Genomic DNA, 11632 nt, shown 5'->3' on the forward strand with positions numbered 1-11632 from the left:
ACAAGCTTGCGACATGAGAGAAGCACGCAAGCCAGATTTGAGTTCCATAGTGACGTCACCTTCGGGTTCCACGCCGGCAGAGGCGCGAGCCTTTCTCGAGGCCCATCCCGAGATCGAAGCCTTCGATATCGTGCTGACCGACGCCAACGGTGTCGGGCGCGGCAAGATCGTGCGCCGGCACGAACTGACGAGCATCTTCGAGAACGGCCGGCACATGCCAATCTCGATCCTCGGCCTCGATATCACCGGCGAGGACGTGCACGAGACCGGGCTGATCTGGAGGACTGGCGACGGCGATCTCCGGGCATGGCCGATCCCTGGCACGCTGGTGCCGCTGTTCGGCACGCAGCCGCCGCGCGGCCAGGTGCTGATGGCGATGTACCATCTCGACGGTCAGCCGATGTCGTCCGACCCGCGGCTGGCGCTCGCCCGCCAGGTGGATATCCTTGCGGCCAAGGGCCTGCATCCGGCCGGCGCCTTCGAGCTCGAATTCTTCCTGCTCGCCAACGAGCGCGATGCCGAAGGCAAGGTGCAGCCGGCGCACGCGGTGCTCGACGGACGCCGCTCGGCCAAGACGGAGGTCTATTCCGTCGACCATCTGCACGGCATGGAGCCACTGTTTTCCGACATCTATGCTGCAGCCAAGGTGCAAGGCATCCCGGCCGAGACGGTCATTTCCGAATATGCGCCGGGCCAGTACGAATTGACGCTCAACTACCGCAAGGATGTGATGCGGGCGGCTGACGATCTCGTCATGCTCAAGCGTCTGGTGCGGGCGCAGGCGCGCCGTCATGGTGTCACCGCTTGCTTCATGGCCAAGCCGATCGAGAAATATGCCGGCTCGGGCATGCATTTTCATGTCTCGCTGCTGGACGATGCCGGCAAGAATGTCTTTGCCGAAACCGGCGGTGAAAGCTGGTCGCTGCCGCTGCTGCGCGGCCTCGGCGGACTGATCCAGACGATGGCGGAATCGATGCTGGTCTTTGCGCCGCACGCCAACTCGTGGCGGCGCTTCGTCTCGCAATCCTATGCGCCGGTGGCGCCGACCTGGGGCGTCAACAACCGTTCGGTGGCACTGCGTGTGCCGGCCGGCGACGCAAAAAATCGGCGCATCGAGCACCGGCCGTCGGGCGTCGACGCGAATCCTTACCTTGTGGCAGCAACGGTGCTGGCAGGCATCGTCAAAGGCCTTGACGAAGGCCTCGATCCCGGTCCCGAAACCACCGGCAATGGCTACGAATCGGCCGTCACGCGCACGACGATGCCGGTCGACTGGCGTGCCGCGATCGAGGCGGCAAGGGCGTCGAGTTTCCTCAAGGGCGCATTGGGCGAAGACCTGCACCGGACGTTCGTGGCGATCAAGCAATCGGAATATCTGCGCGTGGCGCGCACGGTCAGCGAACTGGATTATCACCTCTATCTGCACGAGGTGTAGGGCATCACATCGTCGGCCATCCGCCGTCGAAGGCCCATGCGGAATAATTTCAGCGGAACCTTCGGCGGGCTTTGCTCATTGCGTGTCTGATTGCAGGAGCGAACAAGGCCGCCTTAGTCATGATCGCCAGGATGCAGCCAACCCCGACGCCGCACGATGCCAAGGTGCAGGCAAGAAGCTTGCCTCCAAGCAAGTCTCCGGAAACGACAGAAATCGACGCCAGAACGATTCCTGAACTGCGCGAAACGGCCAAGATCTGCCGCCGCTGTCCGCTATGGCACGACGCCACGCAGACGGTGTTCGGTGAAGGCCCTGATATAGCCAAGGTGATCTTCGTCGGCGAACAGCCGGGCGACCAGGAGGATCTGGCGGGCAAGCCTTTCGTCGGTCCGGCCGGCAAGGTGTTCGACGCGATCCTGGACGATGCGGGCGTCGATCGGCTGAAAGTCTACGTCACCAACGCGGTCAAGCATTTCAAGTTCGAGCCGCGCGGCAAGCGGCGCATCCACTCGAAGCCCAATGCCGGCGAGGTGCAGGCTTGCCGCTGGTGGCTCGACAAGGAGATCGATCTGATCAAGCCCAATCTGGCGGTAGCGCTCGGCGCGACGGCGGCGCAGGCGCTGCTCGGCAAGGTGGTGCCGATCATGAAGATGCGCGGGGCGGTGGTGGAGCGCGACGATGGCTTGCGTGTCTTCGTCACCATCCACCCGTCCTTCATCCTGCGCATTCGCGAGCCGGCGGATAAGCAGGCAGAACGCGACCGGTTCCTGCAGGATATGAGAGCGGTGAAAAAGCTGATGGCCGCCTGAGCTATTTGATCAATATCGCCCGGAAATCGTTGACGTTTGTGCCGGTCGGACCGGATACGAAAAGGTCGTCTACGGCATTGAATGCCGTCCAGGCGTTGTTGCCGGCAAGCATGGCCTTGGCATCGACGCCCGCCTTACGCATCCGCGACACCGTCGAGCCGTCGGCGAAGGCGCCGGCATTGTCTTCCGAACCGTCTATGCCGTCGGTGTCGGCGGCCAGTGCGTGCACGCCGACCATGCCGCTGATGCCAATGGCGAAGGCGAGCAGGAATTCCGAGTTGCGGCCGCCTTTGCCTTTCGCGCGCAAGGTCACCGTTGTCTCGCCGCCGGACAGGATCAGAACCGGCTTTGCAAACGGCCGGTTGCGCGTCGCCACTTCGCGCGCGATCGCGGCGTGGACGCCGCCGACCTCACGCGCTTCGCCCTCGATGGAATCGGAGAGAATGATCGCCTGAATGCCTTGGCGCTTCGCTTCGGCCGCTGCGGCTTCCAGCGAGACGCCGGCGGAAGCGATCAGATGCACCTCGTTGCGGATAAAACGCGGGTCGTCCGGTCGTGGCGCATCGGCCGCCGGCGAATTGATATGCGCCATGACCGAAGCCGGCAGGTTCATGCCATAGGCAGCGATCGACGCCAATGCGTCCTTACGACTGCCTATATCCGGTACGGTCGGACCAGAAGCGACCAGAGCCGGATCGTCGCCCGGAATGTCAGAAACAACCAGCGAGACCACCTTGGCCGGATATGCGGCGGCCGCCAGCCTGCCGCCCTTGATCGTGGAAAGATGTTTGCGGATGGTGTTCATCGCGGCGATCGGCGCGCCGGAGGCGAGCAGCGCCTCGCTGACGGCGATCTCGTCGGCCAGCGTCAGGCCTTCGGCAGGTGACGGCAGCAGCGCCGAGCCGCCGCCCGAAATGAGCGCCACGACGAGGTCGTCCGCAGTCAGTCCCTGGACTTTTTCGAGCAGCCGCCGGGAAGCTGCGAGCCCCGCGGCATCCGGCACCGGATGCGCCGCCTCGATGATCTCGATGCGCCGGCAGGCCGCGCCATAGCCGTAGCGGGTGACGACCAGCCCTTCGATCGGCCCGTCCCACACCTTCTCGAAAGCCGCCGCCATCTGCGCCGAGCCTTTTCCTGCACCGATGACGATCGTGCGGCCCTTGGGCCTTGCCGGCAGATGATCCTTGATCGTCCTCTGGGGATCGGCGGCGGCAACGGCGGCGTTGAAGATCGAAATGAGAAAGGATTTGGGGTCTACCTCTGTCATTTTGCTTCCGCCGGCAATGCCAGCTCGCGCGCGTCGATGCGGAGATGCTCACACAGCGCATCGACGACCACGCCATGGTCCTCACGCTCCGGCAGGCCGGAGACGGCGATCACGCCAATGACGCCGGCGCCCTTGACAGAGATGGGAAAGCCGCCGCCGGCCAGCACGTAGTCGGCAGTATCCAATCCCTCGCCTGGCTTGAAGCTGCGGTCGGGGCGCTGCTGCTCCAGCACCATGCGGTAGGTGCTTTTCAGGAACCGCCGCACCACGTTGATCTTGCGCCGCGCCCAATCCGGATTGGAAGCGTTCGAGCCGGGCATTGCCGCATAGAACAGCGGCCGGTCGAAGGTTCTGATATCGACGATGATCGGCAGGTTTTCCTTGAGAGCCCGGTCGCGGATCGCCGAGCCGATCTCGAAAGCTACGGCTTCATCGAAGGCCGAAAAGACAAGCGTGGCTTCCTGTTTCGTGATCAGAGCGATGTCGTCCGCAACGGCCATGTCGTTCCCCTGTCAACTTCGCCGCACGCTTTGCAGGATGGCTGCCGCACGGTCAAGCCGGTCGCATGCGACAGCTAAACCGCCATGTCCGTCTTGGCCGCGCGGCCGGCGACATAGACCTCGCGCACGGCGCGGTCGTCGCCGAGCGTCTGCAGCAGAAACAATTCCTCGGCGAGCGTGTCCGCCGTCTCCACCCGCAGCCGCATCGCCGGCGTGGCGCGGGCGTCGAGCACGACGATATCTGCGTCGCTGCCTTCCTCCAGGGTGCCGATCTTTTCCGCAAGCGACAGCGCCTCGGCATTGCCGCGGGTCAATTGCCAGAACGACTGGAACGGATTGAGCTTCTCGCCGTTCAGCGCGATCACCTTGTAGCCCTCGTCCATGGTGCGCAGCATCGAATAGTTGGTGCCACCGCCGACATCGGTGGCGGCGGCGATGCGAAGCGGCTTCTCGCGGCGGCGAAAGCGCTGATAATCGAAAAGGCCCGAGCCGAGAAACAGGTTGGAGGTCGGGCAGAACACCGCCACCGAGCCGCTATCGGAAAGCGCGTCCGCCTCGCGTTCCGAGAGATGGATGCAATGGCCGAACATGCTTCTGCGGCCGAGCAGCCCGTAATGCTCATAGACATCGGTATAGTCGCGCGCCTGCGGATGAAGCTGCTGCGTGAAGGCGATCTCGGCATGGTTTTCCGACAAATGCGTCTGCATGTGCAGATCAGGATATTCGCGGCAGAGCGCGCCCGCCATCTCCAATTGCTCGGGCGACGAGGTGATGGCGAAGCGCGGGGTGATGGCATAGTGCTGGCGCCCCTTGCCGTGCCATTCCTCGATCAACGCCTTGCTGTCGTCATAACCCGATTGCGGCGTGTCGAGCACGCCTTCCGGCGCGTTGCGGTCCATCATCACCTTGCCGGCGATGTTGAGCATGTTGCGGTCATGCGACTCGGCAAAGAACGCTTCGGCAGATTCCTTGTGCACCGAGCAATAGGCTGCGACAGTCGTCGTGCCGTGGCGCAACACTTCATCCAGGAACAGCCTGGCGATACGGCGGCCATGCTGGGCGTTCTGGAATTTGGCCTCTTCCGGAAAGGTGTAGGTGTTCAGCCAGTCGAGCAGCTCGGCGCCGAAGGAAGCGATGACCTGCATCTGCGGAAAATGTGCATGCGCATCGATGAACCCGGGCAGCAGCAGATGTGGCCTATGGTCGATCTTTTTTGTTCCCTCGCCCGCCTTTTTCTCGACTTCGGCATAGGCGCCAGCGGCAACGATCCTTCCGTCGCGCATCAGCAGGCCGCCATCTTGCTCGTAGCGCCAGGCGGAATGGTCGTCGATAGTTTCTGGCCAGCGCAAAAACGACAGCGTGCGGCCGCGCAGGAGCGTGCTGGTCATGCTATTTCCCCGCGCCTTCGAACCAGGCTACCAGCAGTGCCCGTTCCTTGTCGGTGATCTGGGTGACGTTGGCGGGCGGCATGGCGTGGCTGCGTCCGGCCTGCAGGTAGATCTCGCCGGCGTGCTCGGCGATGCCGGCATCGGTATCGAGCATCACGCCCTTAGGCGCGTGGTAAATGCCCTCGTAGGACGGCTCCGCCGCATGGCACATCGAACAGCGGCCAAGCACCGTATCACGCACGGCGGGAAAATGCGCCGAGGCGACGTAGACCTGTGCCGCCGAGGACGTTTTGACCTCGCCGGTCAGCAGCTTCGGTGCCGTCGACAGCCAGATGATGACGACGAACAGGACGGCGGCGGCCAGCCAGGTCCAGGTCGGATTGCCTTTGCGCGCATGCCTGGTGTTGAAATAGTGCCGGATCAGCACGCCGATGATGAACACCAGCGAGGCAATGACCCAGTTGAACTCTGTGCCGAACGCCAGCGGATAATGGTTCGACAGCATCAGGAACAAAACCGGCAGCGTCAGGTAGTTGTTGTGCAGCGAGCGCTGTTTGGCGATCTTGCCGTATTTCGGATCGGGCTTACGGCCGGCGATCAGGTCGGCGACGACGATCTTCTGGTTGGGGATGATGACCATGAAAACGTTGGCCGACATGATCGTCGCGGTGATGGCGCCGAGATGCAGGAAAGCGGCGCGGCCGGTGAACAGGTGGGTCAGGCCCCAGGCGATGAACACCAGCACGCCGTAGAGCACCAGCATCAGGCCGGTGTCGCTGTTGCCAAGCGGCGAACGGCACAAGAGATCGTAAACCACCCAGCCGACGCCGATCGTCGCCAGCGACAGCAAGATGCCTGCAGGCACCGACATGGCAAGCACATTCGGATCGATCAGGAACAGGTCCGCCCCGGCATAGTAGACGATGCACAGCATGGCGAAGCCCGACAGCCAGGTGGCGTAGGATTCCCATTTGAACCAGGTCAGGTGCTCGGGCATTTCGGCCGGCGCCACCAGGTATTTCTGCACGTGGTAGAAGCCGCCGCCATGCACCTGCCATTCCTCGCCGAAGGCTCCGGCAGGCATGCCCGGACGCTGGCGCAGCCCGAGGTCGAGCGCGACGAAATAAAAGGACGATCCAATCCAGGCGATACCGGTGACGACGTGCAGCCAGCGCACGGCGAAACTCAGCCAATCCCAGAATATCGCGAAATCCATCATGAAAAATCGTCCCTGCCGATCGGCTGACTTTACGGGTTGGAGCGCAAACGGAAAGGGCCGAGACGCACGATGACTTTCAAAAAAAATTGGAAAATACTAGGCTGATCATACGCAGCTACATGAGAGCCACGAAAGCCGCATGGCCTATCTCGATAACATCGCCGTTTTCGTCCGTGTCGTCGAGCTCGGCAATTTGTCGGCGGCTGGGCGCGACATGCGCATTTCGCCGGCGGTCGCTTCCAACCGGATCAAGGAGCTCGAGAAGCATCTTGGGGTCAGGCTGTTCAACCGCACAACGCGGCAATTGATGCCGACCGAGCACGGCACGGTGTTCTACTCCGGCGCCAAGCAGGTACTGGATGCGGTCACCGAGGCGGAAGCGGCAGTCAGCGCGTTATCCGGCCAGCCGCGCGGCACGATAAAGGTGACAGCTCCGCTCGGCCTCGGGCGGCGGCTGGTGGCATCGGGCATTCCGGATTTCCACGACAGGTACCCCGATATCGAGGTGCGGCTCCGGCTTTCCGACCACAATGTCGACATCATGAAAGAAGGCATCGACGTTGCGTTCCGGCTGGGCATCATCGAGGATTCCAGCCTGAGAATGCGCGGCATTATGGAATGCGAGCGCGTGCTGGTGGCGGCCCCACAATATCTGGAGGCGCGCGGCGAACCGAGAGAGCCGCAGGAACTGATCGGCAAGAAGCACGATTGCCTGATGCTGCGCTATTCCGGCGCGCGCGAATATGTCTGGACGCTGCAGACGCCGAACGGGCCGCAAAAGTTCGAGGTGCACGGCCCCTACGATACCGATGATGGCGACGTGCTGACCGGCTGGGCGCTGTCCGGCCGCGGCATCATCAACAAACCGCGCTTCGAGGTCGAGCCGTTTATCCGCGACCAGCGGCTGAAGGTGATCCTGAGCAACACGCCGCCGACGCCGGTGCAGTTTGCCGCCGTCTATCCACACAAAAAGCTGCAGGATCCGAAGGTGCGGCTGCTGCTCGATTTCATGGCCGAGCGCTGCCAGCGGCTGATCCGGGATATTCTGGCCGGCAAATGATCGCCGGCTGGCCGGTTGCTTTCCGTCCGGCCGACGAGATAATTCCCAAGGAATCTCGCTCAACAGGGAAAAGCGATGGCCGACGGCGCCACAATGTGTCTCGCCGTTTCACTGTCTCCGGAAGCCGCCCCTTCCCATCCGCCCGGCGCCGGCCCGGACTTCAGTCTGCTGGCGCGGTTCGTGCAAGAAGCCGAAGCGGCCGGCCTGGACATGGTGTTGCGCGGCGATTCCGCGCCGGTTGCAAGTGGGCCGAACCGGCAAATGCGCTTCGAAGCGACGACCTTGCTGGCAGCGCTGGCTACGGTGACAAGCAGGATCGGCCTCGTCGCGGCAGCGTCGACGGTCGCCCACCAGCCCTACAATCTCGCGCGTCGTTTCGCCTCGCTCGATATTATCAGCCATGGTCGCGCCGGCTGGAACGCGAGCATGACGCCCGACCCGCGCGAGGCGGCCAATTTCAGCCGGCCGGAAGGGTTTTTCGGCGACGATCTCCGCCTGCGCGCAGAGGAATTCATCGGCATCGTGCAAGGTTTATGGAAAGGCTGGGACGCAGACGCGCTGCTGTTCGACAAAGTTGGCGGCCGCTTCTTCGATCCCGAGAAGATGCACCTTCTCGACCACAAGGGCGAATATTTTTCCGTGCGCGGGCCGCTCAACGTGGCGCGGTCGCCGCAGGACACGCCGGTGCTGGTCATGTCCGGCCTGTCCGAACCCGCCATGGATATCGCCGCCCGCACCGCCGATGTCGTCCTGCTGGATGAGCCATCGATCGAGCCGGCCAAGTCGGGCGATCTGAAGCGCCGTGCGCTTACTTTCGGGCGCAGGCCGGAGGCGCTGAAAGTGCTGATGAACGTTACCGGCAGCGCCGAAATAACCGCCGCGCCGGACCGGTTTGCGGACAGGCTCGAAGAGTGCTTTCGCTCGAAAGCCTGCGACGGTTTCAACGTCGCCATGCCGTTCACATCGGCGCTCGACGATTTCGTCGGTCTCGTGCTGCCGGAGCTTCGCCGCCGCGGCCTTGTCCGGTCCGGCTACAGCACGACGACACTGCGCGCCCATCTCGGGCTTGCAGGGGAGGATCGGCAATGAGCGCCCCTCGGGGCCAGATGAAGCTCGGCGCCTTCCTGTGGGCGACAGGCCACCACATCGCCGCCTGGCGCCATCCGCAAGCGCATGTCACGGCCGGTATCGACATCCATCATTACATCCAGCTGGCGCGGACGGCGGAAGCGGCAAAGTTCGACATGATCTTCTGCGAGGACGCCGCCGGCGTGCGCGAAGCCAATGTCAACATCGCCAGCCAAACGTCGCGCTCGATCGGCTTCGAGCCGATCAGCCTGCTTGCGGCGCTCGCGGTGCAGACGGAGCGCATCGGCCTCGTCTCAACGGCGTCGACGAGCTATAACGAGCCTTACGGGCTTGCGCGAACCTTCCTGTCGCTCGACCATCTGAGCGGCGGCCGAGCCGGCTGGAACCTTGTCACTTCGGCCAGCCAGATCGAGGCCGCCAATTTCGGCTCGACCGGACTGCGCCCACATGCGGACCGCTACGAACGCGCGCGCGAATTCGCTGCCGTGGTTGCTGGCCTTTGGCAAGGCCAGGGTGGACACGAAGGCAGAAGTTTTTCGGCGCGTGACCCGCTCGATCTGCCGCGCTCGCCACAAGGTGCACCGGTTATGGTCCAGGCGGGAGCGTCGGATGAGGGCCGCGATCTCGCCGCCCGGACCGCCGATGTGGTGTTCACTGCGGCGCAAACATTCGAGGAGGCAAAGGCCTTCTACGACGACCTCAAGGGACGGCTGGCTGCCCATGGGCGCGAGCCGGAGGACGTCAAGATCATGCCCGGCGTCGCGCCGGTCGTCGCGGCAAGCGAAGCGGAAGCCCGGGCAAAACATGATGAGCTGCAGGAGCTGATACCGGACGATGTCGGTGTCGCGCTGCTTTCCAGCTATCTCAGCATATCCGATCTCGCGCGCTATCCCATCGACGGACCGCTGCCCGAACTGCCGGCCAGCGAAGGCATGCAGAGCCGGCAGGCGCTCGTCATCGAGCAATCACGCCGCGACAAGCTGTCCATTCGCCAGCTTGCCCGTCATTTCGCCGGCGCGCGCGGCCATTGGCGGGTCGTCGGAACGCCCGCCCAGATCGCCGACGAGCTCGAGGCACGCTTCGAGGGCGGCGCGGCAGACGGTTTCAACGTCATGCCATCCTATTTTCCCGGCCAACTCGATGCCTTTGCCACACTAGTCGTGCCGGAGCTGCAGCGGCGCGGGCTGTTCCGTACGGATTATGAAGGCAGCACGCTGCGCGACCATCTGGGCTTGAAAAGGCCGGCGTAAACGACGAGCGGAACGAAAGTCGGAGATCGCCGTTTTGGCATGCTGTGCCGCGCGGCGATGAGGGCGTCTGCGCGCATGTTCGATTGACCTTCCACAAACTTCGCCCTTTTTCAAACCAAGCGGACGCAACCGCCACAGGAGCCGATCATGGATGCCATCGCCACCCGCAACGACCTGCAATCCAATGCCAAGAAAGAGTGTATCGATCTTCTCAATGCCCGCCTTGCCGACGCCATCGATCTGGCCTTGATCACCAAGCAGGCGCACTGGAACGTCAAGGGACCGCAATTCATCGCCATCCCATTGCCGAGCGCGCCGTACAACTCGGCGGGACGGCGCTCGGCACATCGCAAGAGGTGTCGAAGGCGACTATGCTCGAGGCCTATCCGACCGACATCCACAAGACCCGGGATCATCTGGCGGCGCTGATCGACCGCTATGCCGCAACCGCCAAGCGGGCACGCGCGGCGATCGACGAGGCGGCTGGCGCGGGCGATGCCGACACCGCCGACATCTTCACCGCCTATTCACGCTCGCTCGACAAATTGCTGTGGTTCCTTGAGGCGCACACGCAGGAGAAGGAATAGCCAAAACGTCAGCCGGCCATCGCCTTGCGGTGAGGGGCTTTGGATTGAGCGGACGGTGCCGCCGCATGGCCGGCCAACGCCGTCATAATCTCGGCTACGGCGAGTGCGGCGATCACCTGCGGGCGCTTGTCCTTAACGGCATCGCCGCCGATCGGCGAGACGAGGCGGGCAAATTCCGCCTCGCTTCCTTCCGCCGATTTCAGGAACCAGTTCCGGAGCGTCGCCTTCTTGGTTCTGGAGCCGATCATGCCGACATAGGCGGCATCCCGGCGTTTCAGAGCCTCGGCGACGATCAGGAAGTCCAGCGCGTGGTCATGGGTGAGGACGACGAAGGCCGATCCAGCCGGGGCTTCGCGCACCATCGCCTCAGGCATCGGCGTCAGCTTGGTTTCGACTGCTTCCGGCATGCCTTTGAGCGCCTCGGCTCGTGTCTCGACAGCGACGATATGCACCGGCAGCAAGGCCATCGCCGAGGCCAGCGCTTGGCCGACATGGCCGCCGCCGAGGATGTAGACATGCGGTAGCTGCGCTTCCTCGGCTTCCGCCGCCGCAACCAGCTTGGCTTCAAGCGCGGGGTCGACCAGCTGGATCAGCAGCTCGACCCTGCCGCCGCAGCACTGCCCGATCTCCGGGCCGAGCGCGATGTCGAGGGTATCCCTCCCCCTTGAGGGGAGGGTGGCGGCGAAGCCGCCGGGTGGGGTCGCTGCGGCAGTGCTCGACGCACCGGCGGTGCCTTCTGAGACGACCCCCTCTGGCCGCTCCGCGGCCATCTCCCCCTCAAGGGGGGAGAAAAGCATCTGCCGCGCTTTGTCGATCGCCATGTATTCGAGCTGGCCGCCGCCGATCGTGCCGAAAGTGGCCGATCCTGAGACGAGCATGAAGGCACCCGTCTCGCGCGGCGTCGAACCTTTTGTCCCGGCCACCTCAACTAAGGCGACCCGGCGGGCGCCGGCAAGAAAGGCTTTCAGGCTCTGCACTTTCGCGTTCATAATTTCGTGTTCCCTATCGGGAAATATAGAGTTTTTCGG

General features: G+C 63.6%; 10 protein-coding genes and 1 pseudogene. 6 read left to right on the forward strand and 5 right to left on the reverse strand.

The features are described from left to right. The first annotated feature begins 13 nt into the window (after positions 1 to 13). Complete coding sequence (locus NKI63_RS00195) at positions 14 to 1435, forward strand: glutamine synthetase family protein (protein ID WP_352686607.1); 1422 nt, start codon at positions 14 to 16, stop codon at positions 1433 to 1435. 86 nt (positions 1436 to 1521) lie between these two features. Continuing rightward, entirely contained in the window at positions 1522 to 2244 is a 723-nt protein-coding gene (locus NKI63_RS00200; protein WP_352686676.1) for a UdgX family uracil-DNA binding protein, read from the forward strand. A gap of 1 nt (position 2245) precedes the next feature. Here NKI63_RS00200 and NKI63_RS00205 read toward each other — a convergent pair whose 3' ends face one another. The 4 genes from NKI63_RS00205 to NKI63_RS00220 form a co-directional block, all read right to left on the reverse strand. Next, a complete protein-coding gene (locus NKI63_RS00205; protein ID WP_352686604.1) occupies positions 2246 to 3511 on the reverse strand; it encodes a glycerate kinase type-2 family protein in 1266 nt (421 codons plus the stop codon). Next, on the reverse strand, positions 3508 to 4011 hold the full coding sequence (locus tag NKI63_RS00210) for a heme-degrading domain-containing protein (protein ID WP_352505898.1): 504 nt from the start codon (positions 4009 to 4011) through the stop codon (positions 3508 to 3510). Before NKI63_RS00210 ends, NKI63_RS00205 begins: the two co-directional genes overlap by 4 nt. Before the next feature lie 74 nt (positions 4012 to 4085). Continuing rightward, positions 4086 to 5399, reverse strand: coding sequence for a guanine deaminase (gene guaD / locus NKI63_RS00215; RefSeq protein WP_352505899.1), 1314 nt, complete (start codon positions 5397 to 5399; stop codon positions 4086 to 4088). A gap of 1 nt (position 5400) precedes the next feature. Next, the gene (locus NKI63_RS00220) at positions 5401 to 6618 is read right to left on the reverse strand and encodes a urate hydroxylase PuuD (RefSeq protein WP_352505900.1); all 1218 of its coding nucleotides are present in this window, start codon (positions 6616 to 6618) and stop codon (positions 5401 to 5403) included. 139 nt (positions 6619 to 6757) lie between these two features. Between NKI63_RS00220 and NKI63_RS00225 the strand changes: the two genes are divergently transcribed. From NKI63_RS00225 to dps, 4 genes and pseudogenes are all read left to right on the forward strand, one after another. After that, complete coding sequence (locus NKI63_RS00225) at positions 6758 to 7678, forward strand: LysR family transcriptional regulator (RefSeq protein ID WP_254816018.1); 921 nt, start codon at positions 6758 to 6760, stop codon at positions 7676 to 7678. Between the two features lie 75 nt (positions 7679 to 7753). Continuing rightward, positions 7754 to 8767 carry an LLM class flavin-dependent oxidoreductase gene (locus NKI63_RS00230; RefSeq protein WP_352505901.1) on the forward strand — a complete coding sequence of 338 codons (1014 nt, stop codon included), beginning with the start codon at positions 7754 to 7756 and terminating at the stop codon, positions 8765 to 8767. Further along, positions 8764 to 10017, forward strand: coding sequence for an LLM class flavin-dependent oxidoreductase (locus tag NKI63_RS00235; RefSeq protein WP_352505902.1), 1254 nt, complete (start codon positions 8764 to 8766; stop codon positions 10015 to 10017). Before NKI63_RS00230 ends, NKI63_RS00235 begins: the two co-directional genes overlap by 4 nt. Positions 10018 to 10164: 147 nt before the next feature. Continuing rightward, positions 10165 to 10604: pseudogene (gene dps / locus NKI63_RS00240) on the forward strand (DNA starvation/stationary phase protection protein Dps). Between the two features lie 8 nt (positions 10605 to 10612). Here dps and xdhC read toward each other — a convergent pair. After that, positions 10613 to 11593: a xanthine dehydrogenase accessory protein XdhC gene (gene xdhC / locus NKI63_RS00245; protein WP_352820155.1), complete on the reverse strand. Its 981-nt coding sequence runs from the start codon at positions 11591 to 11593 to the stop codon at positions 10613 to 10615. Positions 11594 to 11632: the final 39 nt, after the last annotated feature.

The sequence above is a fragment of the Mesorhizobium sp. M0410 genome (assembly GCF_040321435.1).
Classification (GTDB): Bacteria; Pseudomonadota; Alphaproteobacteria; order Rhizobiales; family Rhizobiaceae; genus Mesorhizobium.